This is a genomic window from Dyadobacter sp. Leaf189, from assembly GCF_001424405.1.
Classification (GTDB): Bacteria; Bacteroidota; Bacteroidia; order Cytophagales; family Spirosomataceae; genus Dyadobacter.
Genome location: NZ_LMPS01000004.1, coordinates 959777 through 982667, shown reverse-complemented (window position 1 = coordinate 982667; position 22891 = coordinate 959777). Strand labels below are relative to the sequence as shown.

General features: G+C 46.3%; 17 protein-coding genes. 5 read left to right on the top strand and 12 right to left on the bottom strand.

What is annotated here, in order from left to right; all coding sequences use genetic code 11:
• Nucleotides 1-3 precede the first annotated feature (3 nt).
• Genes ASG33_RS13375 through ASG33_RS13350 form a run of 6 tightly spaced genes read right to left on the bottom strand, consistent with a single transcriptional unit; the run spans nucleotide 4 to nucleotide 8863 of the window.
• Complete coding sequence (locus tag ASG33_RS13375) at nucleotides 4-2052, bottom strand: glycosyltransferase family 39 protein (RefSeq protein WP_056285707.1); 2049 nt, start codon at nucleotides 2050-2052, stop codon at nucleotides 4-6.
• A gap of 4 nt (nucleotides 2053-2056) precedes the next feature.
• A complete protein-coding gene (locus ASG33_RS13370; RefSeq protein WP_056285705.1) occupies nucleotides 2057-3139 on the bottom strand; it encodes a DegT/DnrJ/EryC1/StrS aminotransferase family protein in 1083 nt (360 codons plus the stop codon).
• Nucleotides 3132-4391, bottom strand: coding sequence for an ABC transporter ATP-binding protein (locus ASG33_RS13365; protein WP_056285702.1), 1260 nt, complete (start codon nucleotides 4389-4391; stop codon nucleotides 3132-3134). The genes ASG33_RS13370 and ASG33_RS13365 overlap by 8 nt, the downstream gene beginning before the upstream one ends.
• A 15-nt stretch (nucleotides 4392-4406) precedes the next feature.
• The gene (locus tag ASG33_RS13360; RefSeq protein ID WP_056285700.1) at nucleotides 4407-5240 is read right to left on the bottom strand and encodes an ABC transporter permease; all 834 of its coding nucleotides are present in this window, start codon (nucleotides 5238-5240) and stop codon (nucleotides 4407-4409) included.
• A 3-nt stretch (nucleotides 5241-5243) separates the two neighbouring features.
• Nucleotides 5244-6338 carry a hypothetical protein gene (locus ASG33_RS13355; protein ID WP_056285698.1) on the bottom strand — a complete coding sequence of 365 codons (1095 nt, stop codon included), beginning with the start codon at nucleotides 6336-6338 and terminating at the stop codon, nucleotides 5244-5246.
• Nucleotides 6338-8863 carry an SLBB domain-containing protein gene (locus ASG33_RS13350; protein ID WP_056285695.1) on the bottom strand — a complete coding sequence of 842 codons (2526 nt, stop codon included), beginning with the start codon at nucleotides 8861-8863 and terminating at the stop codon, nucleotides 6338-6340. The genes ASG33_RS13355 and ASG33_RS13350 overlap by 1 nt, the downstream gene beginning before the upstream one ends.
• A gap of 268 nt (nucleotides 8864-9131) precedes the next feature.
• Between ASG33_RS13350 and ASG33_RS13345 the strand changes: the two genes are divergently transcribed.
• Both ASG33_RS13345 and pheA read left to right on the top strand, forming a co-directional pair.
• Nucleotides 9132-11003, top strand: a complete 1872-nt coding sequence (locus tag ASG33_RS13345) for a DNA topoisomerase IV subunit B (RefSeq protein WP_056285693.1) — start codon at nucleotides 9132-9134, stop codon at nucleotides 11001-11003.
• A gap of 34 nt (nucleotides 11004-11037) precedes the next feature.
• Nucleotides 11038-12111, top strand: coding sequence for a prephenate dehydratase (gene pheA / locus ASG33_RS13340; protein ID WP_056285690.1), 1074 nt, complete (start codon nucleotides 11038-11040; stop codon nucleotides 12109-12111).
• On the opposite strand, the gene ASG33_RS13335 is transcribed toward pheA, so the two are convergent.
• Genes ASG33_RS13335 through ASG33_RS13325 form a run of 3 tightly spaced genes read right to left on the bottom strand, consistent with a single transcriptional unit; the run spans nucleotide 12112 to nucleotide 15561 of the window.
• Nucleotides 12112-14253, bottom strand: coding sequence for a hypothetical protein (locus ASG33_RS13335; RefSeq protein ID WP_056286544.1), 2142 nt, complete (start codon nucleotides 14251-14253; stop codon nucleotides 12112-12114).
• Nucleotides 14254-14284: 31 nt separating this feature from the next.
• The gene (locus ASG33_RS13330) at nucleotides 14285-14944 is read right to left on the bottom strand and encodes a hypothetical protein (protein ID WP_056285689.1); all 660 of its coding nucleotides are present in this window, start codon (nucleotides 14942-14944) and stop codon (nucleotides 14285-14287) included.
• Between the two features lie 2 nt (nucleotides 14945-14946).
• On the bottom strand, nucleotides 14947-15561 hold the full coding sequence (locus ASG33_RS13325) for a DUF4136 domain-containing protein (RefSeq protein WP_056285685.1): 615 nt from the start codon (nucleotides 15559-15561) through the stop codon (nucleotides 14947-14949).
• A 335-nt stretch (nucleotides 15562-15896) separates the two neighbouring features.
• On the opposite strand from ASG33_RS13325, the gene ASG33_RS13320 reads away from it, so the two are divergent.
• From ASG33_RS13320 to ASG33_RS13310, 3 genes are all read left to right on the top strand, one after another.
• Nucleotides 15897-16457 (top strand): DinB family protein, encoded by a 561-nt coding sequence (locus tag ASG33_RS13320; protein WP_056285682.1) that lies wholly within the window; start codon nucleotides 15897-15899, stop codon nucleotides 16455-16457.
• A gap of 208 nt (nucleotides 16458-16665) precedes the next feature.
• Nucleotides 16666-17343, top strand: coding sequence for a response regulator transcription factor (locus ASG33_RS13315; RefSeq protein WP_056285679.1), 678 nt, complete (start codon nucleotides 16666-16668; stop codon nucleotides 17341-17343).
• The gene (locus ASG33_RS13310) at nucleotides 17340-18710 is read left to right on the top strand and encodes a HAMP domain-containing sensor histidine kinase (RefSeq protein WP_056285678.1); all 1371 of its coding nucleotides are present in this window, start codon (nucleotides 17340-17342) and stop codon (nucleotides 18708-18710) included. The genes ASG33_RS13315 and ASG33_RS13310 overlap by 4 nt, the downstream gene beginning before the upstream one ends.
• 187 nt (nucleotides 18711-18897) lie before the next feature.
• Here the strand turns inward: ASG33_RS13310 and ASG33_RS13305 are convergent, their stop codons facing one another.
• From ASG33_RS13305 to ASG33_RS13295, 3 genes are all read right to left on the bottom strand, one after another.
• On the bottom strand, nucleotides 18898-19974 hold the full coding sequence (locus ASG33_RS13305) for a mechanosensitive ion channel family protein (RefSeq protein ID WP_056285676.1): 1077 nt from the start codon (nucleotides 19972-19974) through the stop codon (nucleotides 18898-18900).
• Nucleotides 19975-19982: 8 nt separating this feature from the next.
• On the bottom strand, nucleotides 19983-20801 hold the full coding sequence (locus ASG33_RS13300) for an N-acetylmuramoyl-L-alanine amidase-like domain-containing protein (protein WP_056285675.1): 819 nt from the start codon (nucleotides 20799-20801) through the stop codon (nucleotides 19983-19985).
• A 75-nt stretch (nucleotides 20802-20876) separates the two neighbouring features.
• Nucleotides 20877-22874: a site-specific recombinase gene (locus ASG33_RS13295; RefSeq protein WP_056285670.1), complete on the bottom strand. Its 1998-nt coding sequence runs from the start codon at nucleotides 22872-22874 to the stop codon at nucleotides 20877-20879.
• Nucleotides 22875-22891: the final 17 nt, after the last annotated feature.

The following is a 22891-nucleotide window of genomic DNA, read 5'->3' as shown; positions in this document are numbered from 1 at the left end:
ACACTATTTGAGTTTGCGAAGGTAATAATCCTGACCTTTCACATCCAGGTTCGTCATCGTGGTATCAGAGCCGAGCCTGATATCTGTTGGCAGCGCTTTGATTTTGCTGGTGTCGTTGATTACACTTTTTGCATAAAAAAGGTAGTCGGCTTCTTTGGGGATAGGTTTCAACCCTTGTTCAAAAGGATTGATCGTGATGAGCTTTCTTGTTAGTTTCTCGCCGTATAATGGATACTCAAAGTCGTCATTGATCGTAGCCAGGGCGACTGTTGCATTTTGTGGCACAATTGAATCAAAGGCTTTATATGCTTTCGTGATATCGGGCCGCGCGATTGTCTGGAACTCAATGCGATCCGTAGTAAGTGCCGACTCGTGCCCGTAAGCAGGTAAAGGCAGGCAGCGCACATTGAGGTATACCGCCATAACCGCGGAAATGCAAGCCAGGACAACAATGGTAAGAATGTAGCCTTTCCAGATATTTCTTCTTGGCTTGATGATGGACAAACGGTGGTTTGAGAAAAGCAGCAGCAAAAACAAAACGCCAAATACGCCAGTCTCAATAAAATACCGGCCTTTGAATGGATCGTAAGGTGCAGAATAGGATAGTGTTGCAAAATGCAGACAGAATGCGACTGCCAGAAACCAGTGAACGCGCGATCTGAAAACCCTGACAAGTACCAGCAAAATGAGCGGCAAAATCAATGCAAAACCAAATACGCCCCAGTAGGGATTTGCATTGTAGTTGGCAAAACGCCGCTGCATTAAAAATGGCACAATTGAGAAGTCGGTTTCTTCGTCCAGCCGCATGTGCAGTTTGTCTTCCAGCGTGGCGATGGGTTTTCTTATTGTTGTATTCAAATTATAACCCCATTGCGCATTCCTTATCCCGTCAAGATTGAAGAAATCGTACGCATACCTGACCACGTTACGACTACCCTGCTCAAACAGGTTAGACAATGGGCCGGCACGTTCCACAGACTGGTGTCTCAGGGAAGTCGGCGGACCAATAGGGTGACCGAAAACCATGATGTTTTTGATATAGCCTGTCGGAAAGGTATAAACCAGCAGTGCAATAGCAATGGAACAGGCAAGCCGGATAAAACGGGTAAAGAATGTTTTGAAATTCGGTGCTATGAAAACTGCATAAAGCATCACTACGAAGACAGGCGGCAGCAGCAATGCAAACGTAACTTTATGACCAAAAACAATACCGAAAACCATTCCTGAAAGATACAGGTACTTGTTTTGCCGCGTTCCGTAGTAGGTAAACAGGTAATAGAGCAGGCAGCTCAGGTAAGCTGTCATCACGATATCTGTTTCGGTAGTTACTGCCTGCATCAGGAAATCCAGGAACATGCTGTAAGCCAACGCACAGAAGAAACTGGCGGATAAATTCCGTCCAATGCGCTGTGCAATCCCGAAAATAGCGACCAGCGTAATGTAGTAAGAGGCGTGGTGGATCAGTTTGAAAGCGTTTTCGAAATTCCCACTGATCAGGTAACTATAAATCTGAATAGCGGTAACGCTTTTAGGATAGGTATCCATATTCCAGTTGGTACCCCCAAAATGCGCCATTGTTCCGTGTTGAATGTACCTGACTGCGCGGTTCAGGTGACCTGTCATGCTATCCCATTCATTTGGGACTGTAAAGAGTACCAGGATCAGGTTGGTTATGCCAACAACTGCCAGCGTTCCAAACATGATGATGAAAACCGTTTTCAGATACGGCGAGAGCTCCCTTGTCCAGAGCTTGAAGGTAGTAAGGCGGCTCGACAGGATTTCACGTACGGAATATCCCGGCTGCGCTGTGCCCAACCTGGCCCACAGCAGGTACTGCAGCAGTAAAATGATGAAGTTACCCGATATCCAGGCGTAAATATTGGCTGTGAGATCAAGTGCCGAAAGCAGGAATCCATTAGGGATTACCGTGCCTACAAACAGTACAAAGCAGGTAATGATCCACTCTGAAAGTGATGGTTGAGCAACCCTTTTTGCAACAAAACCAACACCGTATAAAAAGAGGAAAAAGGTAAGCCAGTAAAAAAGTACCATGCGGTTATGGTGATAAATGACCGTTAATGATCCCGGATATCCGCTCTATATCAGAGTAAGGGAGACCAACATACAACGGCAAACTTAACACTCTTAATGCTATATCTTCAGAAACCGGGCAGGCAAATTGCCTTGGCATGAAAGAAAGCGTGTTCAATGAAGGATAAAAATAGCGGCGCGGAATGATTTCCTGCTCGCGCAACGCATCCATTACCTTGAACATCACTGCTTCCGAAGGGAAGACGACAGGGTAGTATGCGTAGTTATATCCAATGTCTTTATTAATAACCGGTTTGTAAAGTACGTCCCAGTTCAACAAACTGTCATAAGCATCAAAAACCTCCTTACGCGCCTGGATAATTTCAGGGACATGCGGCAGATTTACCAGGCCCATCGCAGCATGGAATTCTGAATTTTTGCCGTTGATACCGGCATATAAATAAAGGTCATCGCCTTGGTGGCCAAATGCACGAAGCAAGTGCAGCTTACTGTCAAGCTCGGGATGATTGGATATCAATGCGCCTCCTTCAATCGAATGAAAAACCTTCGTCGCGTGGAAACTGCATGTACTTATATCGCCGAATGCAAGGAGCGACTTCCCTTTGTAAGTTACCCCGAATGCGTGTGCTGCATCGTAAATAACTTTGAGATTATGTTTTTTGGCAATTACCTCGATTGCTTCTACGTCGCATGGATTTCCATAAACGTGCGTAGCCAGGATCGCCGAAGTAGCCGGGGTGATCGACGCTTCTATGAGCGACGGATCTATGTTAAAGGTTTGTGCATCGATATCGACAAATACCGGCGTACAATTTTCCCACAAAATAGCATTGGAAGTAGCGCAATAGGAGAAAGGGGTAGTGATAATCTCACCTTTCAGTTCAAGCGCCTTAATCGCAATCTGAAGAACGATGGTCCCGTTCCCGCAAAAGTAAAGGTGATCAACGTTGAGATACTCCTTTAATTCTTTTTCAAGCGTTTGAAGTTTCGGGCCGTTATTGGTGATGTAACCGCTTTCCCAGATTTCCCTGACGTGCTTAATGTACTCTTCCTGGTCGGGCAGGAAAGTTTTAGTGACGTTAATCATTCACTACATGTTCAGTTTGGCGAATGGAAAAATTAAGTTGAGGGCGAATATATCCGGGCCATTTGCCATACCAGGTAACATTTTCACGATAGTCCTCGATATCAAATACCAGTGCCTCTTCCATGTTATAAAGCACGGTGCTGGTATCTTTTACAATCATCATTGAAACAACATAAGAACCGTCGTTCAGGAAGTTGCCAGGCAGCTCGCAAGTTGCACTCACTAAACCCTTGGCGAAACTTTCGGACTGCGTTCCTACATTAAAGATGCATTCACCGGTGAAGGTGTATAAATGCATGCTGAGGTTCAGGTTTGCGCCTTCCTCCATATTCCAGAATTCAAACTGGAAATTGATTGGGGTGCGGACGTCAATATGGGTTAGATCGTCCTGGTATTCGGGGAAGAGCTTGAAGCTTTTTACACGAACCTGATCATTGCCGGGCGCACTTTCGATATTATCCCAATGCTTTTCAAGGCTCTTGTGTGAGACTTTACTCAGGTAATTGGTGACAATATGCGTAGTTTCTCCCTGATCTATCAGTCTGCCTTTTTCAAAATAGAATGCTTTGTTGCAAAGTGCCTGTATTGCAGTCAGGTTGTGGCTCACGAAAATGAGTGTCCGGCCACTTTCTGAAACATCACGCATTTTGCCGAGACATTTCTTCTGAAATTCCGTATCACCTACTGCCAGTACCTCATCTACGATCAGGATCTCAGGGTTAAGGTGGGCAGCAATTGCAAATCCAAGCCTCACGTACATTCCGGAAGAATATCTTTTTACCGGAGTATCAAGGAATTTTTCAACACCTGCAAAATCAACGATCGCGTCAAAGGATTCCCTGATTTCACTTTTGTTCATCCCCAGGATAGCGCCATTCAAAAAGATGTTTTCGCGCCCGGTCAGTTCAGGGTGAAATCCGGTACCTACTTCCAGCAAACTGGCAATGCGGCCTTCGATCTTGATCTGTCCTGTGCTGGGCTCGGTAATCCGGCTGAGAATTTTGAGCAGGGTAGATTTACCCGCGCCGTTGTGTCCGACGATACCGATCCGGTCGCCCTGGTCGATACTGAAGTTGATATCTTTTAATGCCCAGAATTCTTCTTTTTCAGAAAAACCATCCTGTGCTTTCTTTCTTGGAAATATCTTGTCGACCGTATCCGTAACAACATCGCGCAGGCTTGAAGACCCACTTTTGCGTTGGTGGTCGATGATATATTTTTTACTGATGTTTTCAGCTACAATTACAGGCATGCCCAGGTGTAATTTTCAGATGTGATCCACAAACGTGTTCTCTTTTCTTCGAAAATAGATCAAAGATAATACGAGAATCAAAAAGGAAATGATCACCGTTGAGTATAAACTTTGTGGATTGAAATACGATTTTTCTCCCAGTAAACACCAGCGAAAACCACCGATAATGCCCACCAGGGGATTCAGATTATAATACTTCTCAAACCAGGTATCTTTGACAAGCGAGCTTGGGTAAGCTACCGGCAATATGTACATCCCCACTTGAATCAGGAATGGGATCAACTGGCCGATGTCACGGAAGCGCACATTGAGCACCGCGAAAAAGAGCCCGAAGCCCATTGATGTAATAAATGTAAGTAAAACGAAGAAAGGAATATATATGATCTGCCAGCTGATTGTGTAATCAAAGAATGGTGTAAGTACGATGAAAATGCCCAATGCGATCAGAAAGTCTACAAACCCGACTGCAATTGAACTAAGCGGCATCAGCAGCCTCGGGAAGTATACCTTTGATACGAGGTTAGAATTAAGCAGGATACTGTTGCTGATTTGCTGGAATGTATTTGAGAAGAAAGTCCAGATTGTAAGCCCGCTTAAAACCATTAAAGGGTAGGGGATACCTGGATCACTGTCGATTTTGGCAACGTAGCTGAATACAAAAACCATAACGGTCATTGTCATAAAAGGACGAAGTACGCTCCATGCCACGCCAAGCAGTGTTTGCTTGTAACGAACAGAGATATCTCTTTTAGACAAGATCCACAAAAGCTGTCTGTGCATCCAGAGATCTTTCCAATAGTCCTTTTCAGAACCGCCTGCTTTGATTGTAATTGTGTGTTGCGCCGCCATTTTTTACGCTCTCTCTACTTTAACCGTGGTAGCAGGAGTACTGAATACTGTTCTTAAATAAGTAAATATCAATGCGATCAGCAAGCCCGACAATGCGCCGATCTTAGCATTACGCTTGTCTTCTGCTTTCATGTCCAAAGGCACCTTGATACCTTCGATTTCTGTAAATAAGGGTGCTTCCCGAACAAGCGACATCTGCATTTTTTCTGCATTCGCCATTGCTTCGTAATAAAGCTGCTGCAGGAACGTCGATTTACGCTCCATGCTGTTGGTAGAAACTTTCGCCTCTGGCAGCATAATCTGCGTACTGTAATCCATTTGCTTAGCCAGCTTGTGCTCGGCAATTCCGAGTACCCTGGCCAGGGAGTCTGCACGGTGTTGAAGCAGTCGCAGTGTTTTTCTTGTTTTCTGCGTCTGGTTCTCGGTATACATTTCTTCTACCGTTTTCAAAAGCGTAGTAACCCAAAGCCCCGCCAGCGCCTCATTTTCCATCTGCGTAGATAATGCAATGAAAGAAGATTTTCTGTCAAGAGAAGCTATTTCAGTCGCATCAGCGGCTTTCTTAACGATTTCGTTCAATACAATTCTTGAATTCCTGTCCAGCTTTTTCAGATCGTTTGTCTGAAAATGGAAGTTCTGCAAGTCAGGCCTTTCTTCCCAATCCGAAGTTTTAATGCCGCTGGAATCGATAAAGAAGTTGGCAAAAATCTCTTTTTTACCATGAATGTCCACTTCCTTCATCAGGTTCCTTTCGAGTACCGGACGGGATTTAACAAAATAGAAGAAGTTCTCACCGGTAAAGATGTTGGCGTCAGGCGCTGTTCCAAGTCCGAGTAACCCGGCCATATCACCTAAACCCGAGGCCTGGCTTCCTCCACCTAGGTTAAAGACAACATTTGCTTCGTACTTGGGCGCTTTTTTAATGTAAGTGTCCATGGCATACCCGATCCCGAAGCCAATAATGGGCAGAAGCAGGATCATTTGCCAGTTGCGAAGGATCGCATCCTTTACAACGATCACCTTTGCGACAACTTCCTTTGGAGATAGTTCATCGTCAGGAATTTGTTGCCTATGCGGGGGTGTGAGTGTTTCAGCCATTATCTAATTGAGCGAAAAGCCAATACTGTTACTATTAATCCCATTACAGAACTTAACAAGCCTGTGGCGGTAGATATTGCCTGTTGCGTATTCAACTGAGGCGCTGCGCGCACTGGTACAAAAATCTCAGATCCTGGTTCAACCTTTGGATAAACGTTGAAGAACAGGAATCTTCTTGTGCGGTCAATATTTCCATTCGGGTATTTAATGTACGAGCTTTTCCGCAACGATTGAACCGTAAAGCCTCCCGATTGTGAAATATAGTCCGTAAATGACATTCCCTTGCCATATTTCACGGTAGTAGGATAAAGTACGGATCCAGCCACCTGAACAGTTTCAAGGCGTTTTGGTATCCTGATAATATCGCCTTCCTGTACGATCAGATCTTCAAACGATCCTGGATTTTTTAGAATGTTCTTTAAAACAATACCGATTTTTTCCTCTTTCACATTAGGCTGATCTCCCAGGATTGTGCCTTTTTTGATGCTCTGCTCGGTAATCGCGGCCTGGTCAAAATCGGTAGGCTCTTCAAGGTCACGGACAATCGTGCGGCGAAGCAATGTGGCACCTTCAGGATAAGCCAGTTCTGTTAATCCGCCTGCTCTCTTGATGATGTCACTAATCTTGTCATTTTTATTGATGATCGTGTACGGACCTGTTACGAGCACTTCTCCTTCTACAAAAACAGTTTGCTGCTCTACATAATTAGGAGATTTACGAACAATAACCTGGTCAAAAGGCAGCAGTCTGAAATTTGTTGCTTTGCTGTTGAGTGACAAGTCGCGGTTCAGGTCAAACTTGAAGACCTCCGAGATTTGTGCATTTGCAGTACCGGCCACCCCATTACGCTTCCGTCTTACCACTTCTACCTCGGTCGTGTAAGCCGATTCTTTAAGGCCGCCAGCCTGTACCAATGCATCTTCCAGCGTCATTTCTGATGTGTAAGGGAATTTGCCCTCATTAACGCCAACTTTGGTATTATTAACTTCACCTTCCACACTCACATAAGCCGATTCTGCCATATCGAATTTCGACGGCACAATCACCTGGTCGAGACGGGTGAGGATCAGGTCAGGAACTACGTTGTTGATCAGATCAGTGTAGTTCATGGAGATATTCTGCAAAGTAAGATCATCACGAGTTCGCAGAACACTGATACGGCCGACGAAAGCATCTTCACGTAATCCCTGCGCATTTTCAATCAGTGCTTTTAACGTTGGGCTGCTTTCAAGTGAAAAATTACCAGGCCGCATTATGGCTCCTTCAATAGTGACAATGTTATCAAACCTGTCGAGTACAGTACCAACATCAATAGAGTCGCCGGTGACAACGTCGAAGCTATCATAGTTGCCTTCCGCTACATCCAGCAATTTTCTTTCCTTGGATGTAATACGCTGGATTTTAAGTCTGGCGCGGTATGCTTTGTCCTGAAATCCGCCTGCATATTTAAGAACATCCCCCAGCTTTTCTTCGGGTTTCAGCTCATATATACCCGGACGTTTAACCATACCGGTGATTTCTGCTCTTTTCAGATAGTAACCAACTACAATGTTATCGTTGTCCTGAACACGGATATCTCCTTCAATTTTACCATTTACAAGATAATCGTAGATATCCATGTGAGATACCACTTTCCCATGCCGCACAACGCGCACATCGCGGAAAGATCCAATTTCATTAGGTCCGCCAGCCTGGTACAGCGCATTGAATGCAGAAGAGAGGGAAGATACTTCGTAAGTGCCCGGATTGATTACTTCCCCGGTCACAAACACCTTTACTGAACGAATATTGCCAAGCGTTACCATCAGTTTGGTACGTGCCGTTTCTCCGCCTGATCCCAGCAGTCCGGGAACAAACTTGGCGAATTTGTCAATCAATATCTTTCTGATCTCTTCAATGGTGCGTCCTGCTACCTGAACAGGTCCTACACGCGGGATCAGGATATTTCCGTCCTTATTTACAATGCCTTCGTAGGTGCTTTCTGCGTAGTTGTAGATGTAAATGTTAAGCTCATCACCAGGACCAACTATGTAGTTTGTAGGTGTAGCAACCTGTAAATCAGGGATTGGATCCAGGTTTTTATTTGCAAAAATCGAGTAGCCGTAGATTTTCTGGCGAAATGCTTCTTTTTCCTGCTCAGCGGGCGTCAGCTCGGTCGTAGTAGATTTGTTTACCTTGCTTTGGTCATTGCCTTGCTCGCCATTTTGTCCATTCTGGTTTTGGCCGTTCTTTCCGGCATCATTGGACTGATTGGCGGCATTTTGCTGGTTTCCGGTTTGCTGGTTGCCATTTTGCGGATTACCAGACTGCGGATTGTTCGCATTACCTGTTGTACTACCCGGTGCGTTTCCTGTGGTGCTTCTTGGGCCGCTTTGCTGTGCACCTCCGGGTGTTCCCTGGGAAGTAGGAGCAGTTGTTGTTGGAGCTGTGGGAGTTACCTGTGAGATTGCAGGCAGGGATATCAGAAAACTCAGAAAATAAAGAAATAACGATTTATAACTTTTAGTTAATCTGAATCTGTTCATATGAAGAATTATTGTACTATTGAAATGCTGAAAATCCATGAAACCTATCTTTTTGACTACTATTTTTGAGTTTGGAATCCGGGCCAGCTTCGTTTTTCGATGTGTATGTGCTAGCAAAGTAAATTAGATTTTTCCTATTTTTAAAGAAATTCTATTAATCGGCCTCACCTAATCTGCGCAAAGTTATAACAGCGTAACGACAAAAAACTGAAATTATTAAAATACAATATTTAAAATCAGAAATAAGACTAAAAGAATAATTATAAAAATGGAAAGTGCGAACGTTCAATACGACGAGGATAGTATCAGGTCCCTGGACTGGAAGGAACACATACGACTTCGGCCGGGAATGTATATTGGAAAACTGGGTGACGGGTCGTCAGTGGACGATGGTATATATGTGCTTGTGAAGGAAATCGTGGATAACTCGATCGACGAGCACATGATGGGAAATGGGAAGACGATTGAGATCAAAATTTCGGAACACAGGGTTGAGGTGAGAGATTACGGCAGAGGTATCCCGCTGGGCAAGGTGGTGGATTGTGTATCGAAAATTAACACAGGTGGAAAATACGATTCCGGCGCTTTTCAGAAATCTGTGGGTTTGAATGGAGTGGGTACAAAGGCGGTAAATGCACTTTCACAATATTTTAAAGTGCAGTCATTTCGCGACGGCAGGACCAAAATGGCTGAATTTGAGCAAGGTGCATTGCTGAAAGAGTCTGCCGAAGAATCTTCCAGCCAACGTAATGGAACGCACACGTTGTTTGAGCCGGACGGGACTATTTTCAAGAATTTCAAATATATCCCGCAATATCTGGACAGTATGATCTGGAATTATTGCTATCTCAATGCAGGACTTACTATCAACTTTAACGGTCAGAAATACATCTCGCAAAACGGTCTTATGGACCTGCTGCAAAGCAAAACAGATGCGGAATCAATACGCTATCCTATTATCCATTTAAAAGGAGAGGATATTGAGTTTGCGATGACGCACGGTAATCAGTACGGCGAAGAGTATTATTCATTCGTGAACGGCCAGTACACAACGCAGGGTGGTACGCACCTCGTCGCATTCCGGGAAGCTGTGGTAAGAGCGGTGCGCGAGCACTTCGGTAAAGATTATGCACCGGAAGATATCCGCTCGTCGATCAGTGCGGCGGTAGCTATACGTGTGCAAGAGCCTGTGTTTGAATCTCAGACCAAAACCAAGCTTGGCTCCAGTACCATTACGCCGGATCCGAACAGTACCACTGTGCGGACTTTCGTGAATGATTTTGTGAAGGAAAGGCTGGACAATTACCTGCACATGAACCCGGAATCGCGGGATGCATTGAAAAAGCGAATCGAGCAATCGGAGCGGGAGCGTAAGGAGCTGGCGGGTATCAAAAAGCTGGCGAACGACCGCGCTAAAAAAGCCAATTTGCACAACAAGAAACTTAGGGATTGCAGGCTGCATTTGACAGACCTTAAAAACGAGCTCCGCTACGAAACAACGTTGTTTATCACTGAAGGCGACTCGGCGAGCGGATCCATCACGAAATCAAGAAATATTCAGACACAGGCGGTGTTTAGTTTAAGAGGGAAACCGTTGAACTGCTTTGGCCTTACAAAGAAGATCGTGTACGAAAATGAGGAGTTCAACTTGCTTCAACACGCGCTGGATATTGAGAATGGAGTTGAAAACCTCCGTTTTAACCGCATTATCATAGCTACCGACGCCGACGTTGACGGAATGCATATCCGCTTGCTGTTGATGACATTCTTCCTGCAGTTCTTCCCGGACCTGGTACGAAACGGACACGTTTTTGTGTTGGAAACGCCTCTTTTCCGGGTCCGCAACAAGAAGGAAACTATTTATTGTTACAGTGACGAGGAGAAGCAATATGCGATCCACAAGCTGGGCAGCAAGCCTGAAATTACACGTTTCAAAGGTCTGGGCGAGATATCCCCGGAAGAATTCGGGAAGTTTATCGGGGAAGATATGCGCATTGAGCCAGTTATCCTGCAAAAGGAAACCTCTATTCAAAAGCTGCTAGGCTATTTCATGGGTAAAAACACACCCGAAAGGCAGCGCTTCATTATCGATAATCTGAAAATCGAAAAGAATATAGAGGAACTCGCACTGGCCGGGTAACGGATATTATTACAATCATTTTACAATATCATCTGTGGAATTACAGGATTTAAGAAACAGGATTGACTCACTTGACGATCAGCTGCTGACCATTTTGAACGAGAGAATGGAGCTCGTTCAGAAAGTGGGAGAGCTGAAACGTTTGTCACAATCTATTATTTATCGCCCCGAAAGAGAAAAACAGATCCTTGACAGGCTTGAAAAACGAAATACGGGACTGCTCACGCGCCAGGCTATCGATGCCATTTTCTTTGAAATTTTTGCAGTATCCCGAAATCTGGAACTGCCCGAAAGAGTATCTTACCTAGGTCCCGAAGGCAGTTTCACGCACCAGGCCGCCGAGAGCCGTTTTGGCGGAATGAGCGAATACATGGTTTTGCCGACGATCCATTCTGTTTTTGAAAGCGTGGAAACCGGGCGGGCCAAGTTCGGTGTAGTGCCCATTGAAAATAACCAGGAAGGGATTGTGATCGAGACCGTGGATTTCCTGCGTGAAAAAAACCTGTCCATTGTAGCCGAAGTGCTGTTGGAGGTGCATTTTACTTTTGCCTCTCAGTCCGACAGCCTCAAAGATATCAGACGTATTTATTCCAAAGACATTGCATTCCGCCAATGCGGCAAATTCATAAACGAGTACCTTGATGGGATGAATGTGGAGCTGATCCCGGTGGAATCAACTTCGAAAGCCGCGAAAATGGCGGCGGAAGAGCCAGACGCGGCAGCTATTTGCTCCTCGATCTCGGCCCGGCTGTTCGGGGTACCTACGCTTTTTGACAACATTGAAGACAGTGACCAGAACAGGACCCGCTTTCTCATTCTTGCCAAAGATTTTGTAAACATCAAAAGCGACGACGACAAAACCACGATCATCGCCAATTTGCCCAATACAAACAGGCCGGGTGTACTTTATGAGTTCCTGAAAGATTTCAATGACCGCGGAATCAACCTTACCAAGATCGAAAGCCGGCCGCTAAGAGGCGAGGCTACATTCAGGACCTGGTTTCTGGTAGAATTCCTCGGGCATATGCAGGACCCGCCAGTGCAGGAGATCATGCACAAATACGGTACGCATTTGAAATGGCTTGGCAGCTATATCAAAATATCCTGATTATTTCAAAGTCCCCCGGTAAAGCGAGGGCCAATTACCATAAAGCTCGATGGACGTTTCAGTTCCATCGGGCAAGCGTACCTGCACTACCTTGTTCGCATTCGGTGACTGAAAGCAGTCCACTGCGAGTACCGCAATCTGCTTACCATTTACAACGGAGGTGATGAAAGGCTCCTTATGTTCAATAGCGAGCAGTGCCTGTTCTTTCTTGGGTTGTTTCCAGCCGCCATTTGACTTGAATGCAAGATCTTTGACAACACCACCCGTAATCACGTCTTCCACCTGCTTGGCCATCCAGTTGCCCAGCATATAGTATTCCGTAGGGAAATCCCAGTACATAGGTGCGCCGCTGGTCATGTTTTTGCCAACCTCACTTTCGGGCGTCTTTCCGTCTGCCGCATGCCACTCATATCCCCAGCCCCAGCTGTCTTTCGATAGCTTGTATGCATTCGGATCTTTGCCCACGGGCGCACTGTCCTGCCATAGGTAGTAGCCGTCAAACAGCACCAGCGAGAAGAGAGACAAGCTCAGCGCCTGGCTGGCCGGCATTAATTCTAGCTGGTTCATGATCAGCTCGCCTTTCGGGCTGGTAAGCTGGTAGTTCCAGGGGTTAATGGGGTCTTTGTATAAAGGCTGGTACTTGTTCCAGCCGTAAAAAATAAACTTGTTGTTTTTCTGATACGGTATCTGCTGGTTAATGCGCTGCGAATGCGTGGCAGAGAGCAGTACGAAGTTGTTAGGCGAGTTACCCTTTTCGTCCATCGGGAACATTGACTTCGAGTAAACATCAATCGGCACCGTGTTGAAAACAGTTCGCAGGCTTTCCCCGCTCGGCATCACGTCGAAATTGGTGTTATTTGATTTTGGCTCCTGATAATCTTTGTAAAAATCCGCCGGCTTCGCGCCACCTACTGTGTTGATGTGCGGATTGGTATAAGCGCCGCCGCCCCAGTAATCCATCAGGTACATTTGAGGATGATTTTTCTTGATCACACTTGCAAACCAGAACAGGCGCTGCTTCACATCAGGAGAATACTTCTGGTTCCAGAACTCAAAATCCAATGCATAAACACCAAAACCTGGAACACCTGCACGGGATTCAACTTCCTGTTTGCTGAGCTGTGAAAACCACTTATCATCCTGATCGGCAAAGTAGTTGGGCGTGGCTGTATAATGCAGCTTGCTGGGCGGGTACTCTTTTTCCGTATTAAAAAGATAGCCGATCCCACGCTTGTAATAGTTTTCTGCAGGGACGTAATCGTTGAGTCTGAACTGCGCGACAATCTTGTTTTTGACAGGTTCAAATTCCGGGAATTTTGTGTCAAATGTTACATTCAGCCCGCGGGGAGGAGCAAACCAATCTGGAATGTTAATCCTGGTCAATGCCGATTTCGTCTGTTCGGAGACCCTACCGGAAATCCAGATGTTTTGCTGGCGTAATGAGCGGTTTTTCATTTCATTCCACCAATCATTATAAGGTGCATCTATCCAGCGGGCAGTAATGGAGTAAAGGTATCCCGGCCTCACCTCAACACCGTTTTCCAGTCCGTTCACACCAATGCCGTCGATCATTACCACTTTGGTCCGTCCGTCCTGGTAATTGGCAAAATCTTTGAGGAAGAGCTTTCCGTCTTTTAACACCGGCCGCACATCGAGCCAGTTATCCTTGCTTCCGTGCCGGATCCATTGTGAAATATCCGGGATTTCTTTTTTGATAGCTTCGTCGAAGTTGAAAGAAGCAGTGGTTTCACATCCGGGTTGTCCCAGGCTGATCACTTTAATGCTCGCTTCACCTGCATTCAGATCCACTTGGGGGAGGGTAAGCCAGGTGCCGTACCTGTGCGGCACGTCTGCAAACTTCTGAACCTTGCCCGATTGGGTCAGTTCTATATGATAAGGAGCAAGCCCGCCAACATTTGCCGCGAGCTCAAATTGCATTTCGGAGCCGATCTGTCGGTACCTGCGTACGACCAGATCGCAGGCATTTGAAGATGAATCAATGGTAGTTGCAACCGGAAAATCCTTGGTACTCTCCGGATAATGCCGGTCGGTGGAAGGGCCGAAGCGGTTCCAGGCCCATAGCCCGGAACCAGCCAGAAAAATGAGTATTCCCGAGGCCCAAAGAAAAAATGATTTTGACAAAACTTTGTTTTTACGTACCACAATCTGATGATTACCACCAACGATAGAAAATGCCTATCGAACCATTAAGTGATGACACTCCTTTTTCAATATAGTCATGTTTGTAAGCTGTGCCATTATATTTAACCCGCACATCCACACCCACCGATCCATCTTGCTTGAAAAGGAATTTCGAGCCGAGCCCAACACCATATTTAGGTGCTACTTTCTGGTGCTGCGAAGACAAGCTGCCATAATAAAGCACATTGTCAAGAATGCTGACACCGCCGCTCACCTGAATGTAAGGCTGGATACTCGATGTTTTTCCCAGGAAATGGTAGTTACCGAACAGCTCTACCGGGTATTGCGACAAAGTGCGCGTTTGTACTGCTGAAATCGTCTCGTTTCCATTCTGATACAAAGCCCGCGGCAGTCGCTTCTGGAAATAGGTTGATCCGATTTCTCCTCCAATGGAAATGGGCGAATTTCTTAAAACCCATTCAATGGAAATGGAAGCATTCTGAAACGAGGCTTTATCAATGTACGAGTCAGCGAACGAGCCCAGGGGCATTGCTCCTGCAAACCGGAGTGTTGCCAGATAGTGCGTGTACCGTTCGAAAGGCGAAGGCAATGTATAAAGTTTAGGCGCATCCTGCGCAACAGCAGGTATAAAACCGGCCAGAAAAAAGGCTGCTATTATTAGTTTTTTCATTTTCAGTTAATCTTTAAATATCCTGACTGGCCAAAAATTGAGTCCACCATCGTGTCAACATACTGCCTTTCTCCGATACCGGCACCTCTGATCTGAGCGTCCCAGATTACATTGAAGGTCTTATTGGCAGTGTTTGGATTTTTGAAATCCAGCATCGAAACCAGCCAGTAGCTTTCGGCTGTTTCATAGTAGCTGTAATAGCTGGGGTATCCGTAACCATATCCGTAGCCTCCGCCCCAGTAGCCACCGTAATACGACGAAAGCGGCTGGGAAACTACATTCAGGTAAGTGTTGGTAACCCAGGTTACATTGATACCCACATCAGGGTTGCTCTTGGGACTGACATACTTATAACCAAGGCCCTGCATCTTCGTGATGATCCGGTTCAAAACATCCCGGTCCAAATCAGTTAATGCTGTTTGCTGACGGTTATTTTCCACTACAAGCACGGAGTCAACAATGCTGAAAGTTTTGTACTGCGTAAAATTGGCGGCCTGATCGTGATTGGTAACATATACCAGAGACTCCTCAGTCGACAGGTCACTGATAGGGTCTTTTGAGCATGAAATCAATCCGAGGCCAGCTATCAGAAGGAATAACGAGGCTTTTTTTAACATTTTGGGTCTAACATTTAAATTTGATAATTAAACGAAATTTAAAATTGAACATTTTACTCAGGTGCATTCCATGTTCAACTTTTTGGCTTGTTCAGCCCTCTTTGAAGCAATGACCTGAATATTCAGAAATTGGTTGTAAAGAACTTTCTTTGCAGAAATAACGCATTAGCAACCGTCGGGCACAGAAATGTTGTTGTAAAAAGACGAATAATAAAATCATGCAAAGGCAGGTCTTGTTGGTTTAACAAAAATGGATCTTCGTAAATAAGGAGAAGGCATTATTTGCCATCTTTGGTTTCAAAAGAAGCAGCAGCACCTTGCATTAAATAATAGATATGGAAACAAAAGAAGAGATTTTGAGGATCATAGATGTTCTTAATGATACCTATGAGAGTGAAGAAGCCTGGTATGGGCCGTCGGTAGTGGAGGCTTTGCGGGATGTTACCCCGAAGATGGCCGAGGCAAGGTTGAGTACCAATACGCATTCGATCGCGGAGATCGTGTACCACATGACGACATGGCGGATCTTTACAGTCCGTAAGTTGCAGGGTGATGCCGAGTTTGATATCAAAACACAGGATAAAGACTGGAAGAAATTCCCGGTTGTGGATGAATTTGAATGGGAGGCGATCCAGATGGAGCTGAGCCTGTCACAGGAAGAACTGATCTCGGAACTGGAAAAGATCGAGAGCGACAGCTTCCTGGAAGATTTTGTGCCCGGGCGCGATTATTCTTACTATACATTGATTCACGGGATCATACAGCACGATGTTTACCACGCCGGACAAATCGGACTGATTAAAAAGGCAGTGAAGGGAATGCGCCTGGAAGAGGACGATGATTTTGGCGCGTACAATGATCGTTCAGACTTTGATCAGGGTGCAGACTACTATTAATACTTGCATAAAATTTTGTTAAAAGTTAAAGTTGCATCGCATTTATTGTTTAAATTTTCTATTTTGCATTATAATGGATCGTTCCAGCGGAAGTGCTGCGAACATCCAATGGTGTGGATATAGACAAAAAGGCTGTCCGATATTTCGGTCAGCCTTTTTTTAAGTAGAAATGTGTGCGACATTGGGGTTATAAATATTTACTGTTCCTATGAAAATTCTAGTCGTTGAAGATGAGCCGAAGCTGGCCGGTTTCCTGAAAAGGGGGCTTGAAGAGCAATCCTGGGAAGTTGAGCTGGCTTATGATGGCCAGGTAGGCAAGAAAATGGCTTCCAATTACAGGTTCGATGTAATTATTCTCGACGTGAACCTCCCGCTCCTGAATGGGTACGATCTCGCCAGGCAGTTACGTAATGACGGGCTTTCAACCCCCATTCTTTTCCTGACCGCGCTGGGCACCATTGACGACAAACTGGACGGTTTTGAAGCCGGCGGCGACGATTACCTCGTGAAACCGTTTGAATTCAGGGAGCTGATCGCAAGGGTAAAGGTGCTCGCGCACCGCAGTACTACGCGGGAACAATCCAGCCAGGTACTGACCATCGCCGACCTGGAACTGAACCTGGACGAAAAGGTAGCGCGCAGGTCGGGCAACCGCATTGATCTTACCGCCAAAGAGTTCGCATTGCTGGAATACCTGATGCGCAACCGCGGCCGGGTGGTATCGCGGGTCGATATTGCTGAGCAGGTTTGGGATATCCGGTTTGATACAGGTACCAATGTAATTGACGTGTACATTAACTTTTTGAGGAAAAAGGTAGATAAGGATTATCCCAACAAGCTGATCCACACGGTAGTAGGAATGGGATACATTTTCAAAGAAGAATGAACATCAAGGCCCGCCTTACGCTCATGTTCACCATGCTGGTGGGCTCTATCATGGCGCTTTTCTGTGTGGCGATCTACTTTTTTTATGATCAGTACAGAGAGAAGCAGTTTTACTCATTTCTGAACGAGCGGGCGCAAACGATCGCGCAGCTGGTGGAGGCGAGTAACGGGATCAGCAAGGCGGACATTGAGAAAATTGAAAAGGAGAATAAAACCATTCTCCTGAACGAAGAAATCACCATTTACGACGGTGCCGACTCAGTGATCTACATGAGCGGGGCCGACGATCTTAAAATATCCAAAGCTACCCTGGCCGATGCACGTGGCGGAAAGGAAATCAAAACCAAATACCAGAATAAGGAAGTAATTGTAATCCGGCACATTCTGCAGGATCACCGCAAACCCTGGATCGTGGTGATTATTGCCGACGATACGCTTGGTATGAACCAGCTGAACCGGCTGCGCGAAATACTTGTAATCGGCTGGCTGCTGTCGCTCATCCTGGTGGCAGTGGCAGGCTGGCAGTTTTCCAATGATGCGATCAAGCCGGTGGCTGACATTATCGCCCAGGTTAACAACATTTCAGCAGGTAACCTGCACGAGAAGGTGAAAGTGGGCAGGGAAAAAGATGAGCTGGCATTGCTGGCTGAAACCTTTAATCAAATGCTGACAAGGTTGGAAATCGCATTTGTAGCTCAAAAAAACTTTGTCTCCCACGCCTCGCATGAACTCCGAACACCGCTCGCCCTGATCATGAGCGAAGCAGAGCTCGGTTTAATGAAAGAACGTTCTCCGGGTGAATACCAGGATGCCTTAAAGGGTATCTGGGCCGAAGCCAGGGAGATGAATGGGTTGGTCAGCCGGCTCCTTGAACTCGCGCAGACTGACGAGAATGCATTTAAAGTTTCATTCAGGAAAATCAGGATAGACGAAGTACTCTGGCAGGCAAAAACGTCGGTAGAGCAAAAGAACCAGGGATATGTGGTGAAAGTAGCTTACGACAAGATCCCGGAAGACGAAGAGCAGCTGAAAAGGTTTGGAGACGAAAGCCTGCTCCGCACTGCGTTCGTTAACCTGATGGACAATGCATGTAAATATTCGGATGATAAAACAGTGAATGTGTCACTGGAAATCGTGAACAATTACATCCGGATTTACTTCAAAGATCAGGGAGTAGGGATAGCCGCTTCAGAGTTACCCTACATTTTTGATACATTCTACCGCAGCGACGCTACCAGTAATAGAGCGGGCTATGGGATTGGTCTGGCGCTCACCAAGCGCATCATCAATATGCAGGGTGCCACCATTGATGTGGAATCTGCACCAGGCTCAGGGACAACGTTTATCGTGCGTTTCCCACCTTTTTAATTCACTTTTAATTCCGTGTTAACATCACTTTAACCCCCGTTTAACTCCTTTGCATTGTAAGCAATGTGCCTGCTTCCGCGGGCTTGAAAACTGCCTTTACAATCAGAGAGAACTCCATTAAGTTAAATTGAGTTAGGTGAGTAGTAAACATCGACTGGCCTCCGGAAATTTCGGAGGCCAATTTTTTTTATAAGCCGGTATCTGTCATGCGAACTGGCTTCTGTTGTTCCTCAATGCGTGTGGAAGGCAATGCCTCTGGATATTCCTGAACGATGAATTCGATCATTTTCTCACGGACCAGGCAGCGCAGGTCAAACGTTTCACCAGAGTTGCGGGCCGACATCAATGCACGGACGACCATGAGCTGTCCCTGCGTGTCGGTTACCTGCAAAGCCCATGATTTCCCATTCCAGAGCGGAGTTGTGTCCAGTATTTCTTTCAACTTTTCCCTGAGCCTTGGGATCGGTGCGTGGTAGTTGAGCTGGAAAAACGCAGTACCGATCAGCGCACTTTCATTTCTTGTCCAGTTTTGAAAAGGGTTTTCGATGAAATAGGTAATCGGCAGGACTATTCTCCGCAAATCCCATATATTGACAACCACATAGGTCAGGTTAATCTCTTCAATCCGGCCCCATTCACCTTCTACGATCACCACATCATCAATTTTGATAGGTTGGGTAAATGCGATCTGAATGCCCGCCATCAAGTTGGCAAGCGACTTTTGCGCGGCAAAACCGATGATCACACTGACAATACCCGCAGAAGTAAGTATACCTACACCATACTGCCGCACGCTGTCAAAGCTGAGAAGGAGAATAGAAACGCCGATCGTCACCACGAGGATGATGACCATTCTTTTTACAAACTTGATCTTGGTAAACAGCCTGCGTGCCTGATTGTTGTCAGGTGTATTAAAATCGAGCTGATCGACGAGGATCTTCTCTACAATGATCACAATGCGGACCACAAGCCAGGTACTGACCGCAATGAGGACTATTTTACAGATTGCAAATAACCAGGCATAGTCGGGGTAGGGTACCGCGTAGGCGCGTGCGGCGATGGTTACTGCAACCATTGGCACAAAGAAAAACAGCACATTCGTGAGGTTTTCGCGCACTGCACGCACCGCCCGCCATTGTTCCCGGGAAGCGGCGATCCTGATCAGGTTAATTAACAGCAAACTCATCACAAGGCCGACGAGCGCTGCAATCGTGAGGATCAGCCAGGGTGCATTTCTGTAATTAAGTACTTCAAGAAACTCCATTCATTGTATCAGATATCGTTGAGCCGCGCGACGATCATTCCCGTGTGCTTGGGAACCGAAGCTACATATTCAGCCAGCGGCACGTTTGACATCACCACCTTTTTGCCGCCAAGTGATGCGTGTATGAGGTAGGCGCGGCTGCCGACTTTGGTGATAATACCCATGTGGTTTACATCCAAACCTTCAATGGAAGAAGTAAATGCCACAATGTCGCCGTTGTGCAGCATTGGTTCTGCTTTTTGTATGCCGGCTTTGGGAATGTAGCTGTGTTCCCGCGTATTAATGATATTTTCCTGTTCCCGTATCTTTTCCCAGACCTCGCTCTCGGCCATTGCCGGGTAAAGGTTCGCGTGATTGGTCATGAAGTTGATCTCTTTTTTGAATGGTACTCCACCTACTTTTTCGGTGATATTTACAAGCCGGCCGCGTTTTTCATTTTCGTACATCCAGTCGAGTATGTAATGCAGGCGGGATGGGTAACCGTCAATGTTACCGTCGCGGTAGCGGAGTTTGGTAAGCTCGTTTTTGTATGCTTCAAAGCTTGCGTTTTCTGACTTTGCTATGGCCAGTGCGATGACGCTCTCTACCAGCGTGGTGCAATCCAGTCCGTCGAATTTACAAACGAGCTTTTCTGTCGGATTGCCTTCCAGGGTACCAGCCACATAGGGTGTTCCAAGGAAGGATTCGGTAATGCGGAGTACCTGTGTGCCAATGTCCCTGCTTTCAGGTAAATCCATTTTTTGTCCAAAAACTTTTTGCAGGTTCGTTTGCGATTGCGCCGCGCATGAAACTGAAATGAGAATGGATAAGGCAACAATTCTAAACATGATGGATTTCTGTTACGGGTAGGTGATTAAGCCGGCAATTACGTAAAAATAGTGATCAAAGGCCTATTTGCAATGCTAAGTCTGTCTGTGCGGGACTGCTTCCTGAATTTCTTCCCGCTCTTCCATTTTGCTTTTAACAGGAAAAAAGAACGCGAGCCCATGATGAAAAAACTGCCACGCCAGGTTCGCAATGAGGTTCTTTACCTCCGCTGTTTTCGCATTCCGGGATTTTAGTGCAAAAGCAATGGACAAGCCGAAACTGACAATCACGTTCATCACACCTATGCCTGCGATACCGATAATGGAATTGAAGATCAGTTCTGTTGAAACATGGTTTTCCAATCCCGAAACGGCCAGTCCGAAATTACCGGCGGCAAAGGTAATGTGCCGGATATCAAGCGGCAGACCGAATGTAAACCCGATCGCGGCCGTGGAGCCAAGGCACACACCCAGAAAGAAGTTACCTGCCAGACCACCAAAGTTTCGCTCGAAATAGTGCGCCACGCGATTAAGCCGCTCCTGGCCGAGCAGCTTGTTCAGTCTGCGGTGTTTCTGGATCCGCAGCGTGTATTTGTTATAAATCCATTTGTTTTCATAATACCCCGAGACGAGCCCTGAAAGCATCAGGTACACACCGGCAAGCGCGGCATGCGGCAGGGCGAGGCTTTCCCAGATATTCAGTTCGGCGATCAGCCTGATCGACTTTGCGGGATCGGCGATGTGGTACTCCATTGCACGGTAATACAGCTGGTCAATTCCGTATGCTACCGGAAATGCGATCACTGCATTTCCAACCAATGAAATAAACTGGCTCCGGATCAGCCTGATCAGCAGCTGCGTGGTGGAATGCAGCCAGTTTACATTCTCTCCATTATTGCTAAGGTTGGCCGCAATGGTAGAGGCAGTCATCGCAGGCTGCTTGGTAGCGATCGTAAAGCCCAGAATGTGGATCAGCATAAAGCCGAAAGAGTAGTTGAGGCTGTAAAAGAATGCCTCCCAGAAAATGGGCAAATGCTGGAAGTAGAGCCGCGTTTTGTTCGCACAAAGGAATGCAACGATTATGCCGCCGCCCAGCGCTTTTCCAAACAACTTCCAGTAGGCAGATTGATCCGAAGCGATATAGTGCTCGCCCGTTTTGGAAGTGTTTTCAATGACCTTAAATGTAAGCAGCTGCAAGTTGGTCGAGAAATGCTTCCGCAGACTGTAACGCGTATTTTCTGCATAAACAAACTCTTTCAGCAAGCCCGCGATCACCAGCCAGCGTTGTTCGTTGTCGGCAGTTTGAATGATTTCCAGCAGTTGCGTAAGCCTTTTCAGATACTGTTCAATCTGGCGTACCAGGTAAGTCAGCTGCAGACTGATGCCAAAAAGGTCTTTGTGCTTGTATATATAGCTGATCTGCTCTTTGCACTGGCTGATCATAACCAGAATGTGCTTGTAATCGTTTTCGCGGACTGCGCCCCGGTAACTGGCAGAATTAAGCGTGTTTTCTACAAAAAGGATAACCTCCCGGTTGAGTCCAAGGAAAGGGGAGTCCAGATCGTCTACCCTCGGAATCTTGGAGACGACTTCCGGGTCGACACCCAGTGTAGCGGCACGCTGCGCAAGTATCAGTACGGAGTTGAGTACCTCTTTTTCCATGTGGCCGCCGGAAGTAAAATCCTGATCGGTGAACACGAGCTGCAGGAAGCCGCTCCATTCCCGGTCAGAAATGGCGCGTACCCACTGATAGTCTTTTGTATAGCAGAAAAACTGATCGAAATGCGTTCTCAGCTCATTCGGCTCCTCTACCGGCGGCAGAAATTTGAAACTTAACCTTGCCGACGCATCTGAAAAGAAGCCCTTGTTGGCCCCGATCTCCGATTCGGTCAGCAGTGACACGAACTTGGTCGATAAAAGCACGGACATGATCTCACCTGCAATCAGCGCTCTTTCATCTTCATCCGAAAACAGACTGGAAAGGCTGTCAATGAATGCATATTTGCCCCGGCGGTTTGCCTTCCACCGGTTTCGCGCCTTTTCGAGGAATCTGCTGAAGTATCCCGCTTCGTTTTGTATTAAATCTGTCCTCATATTCAGAAATTTAGCGG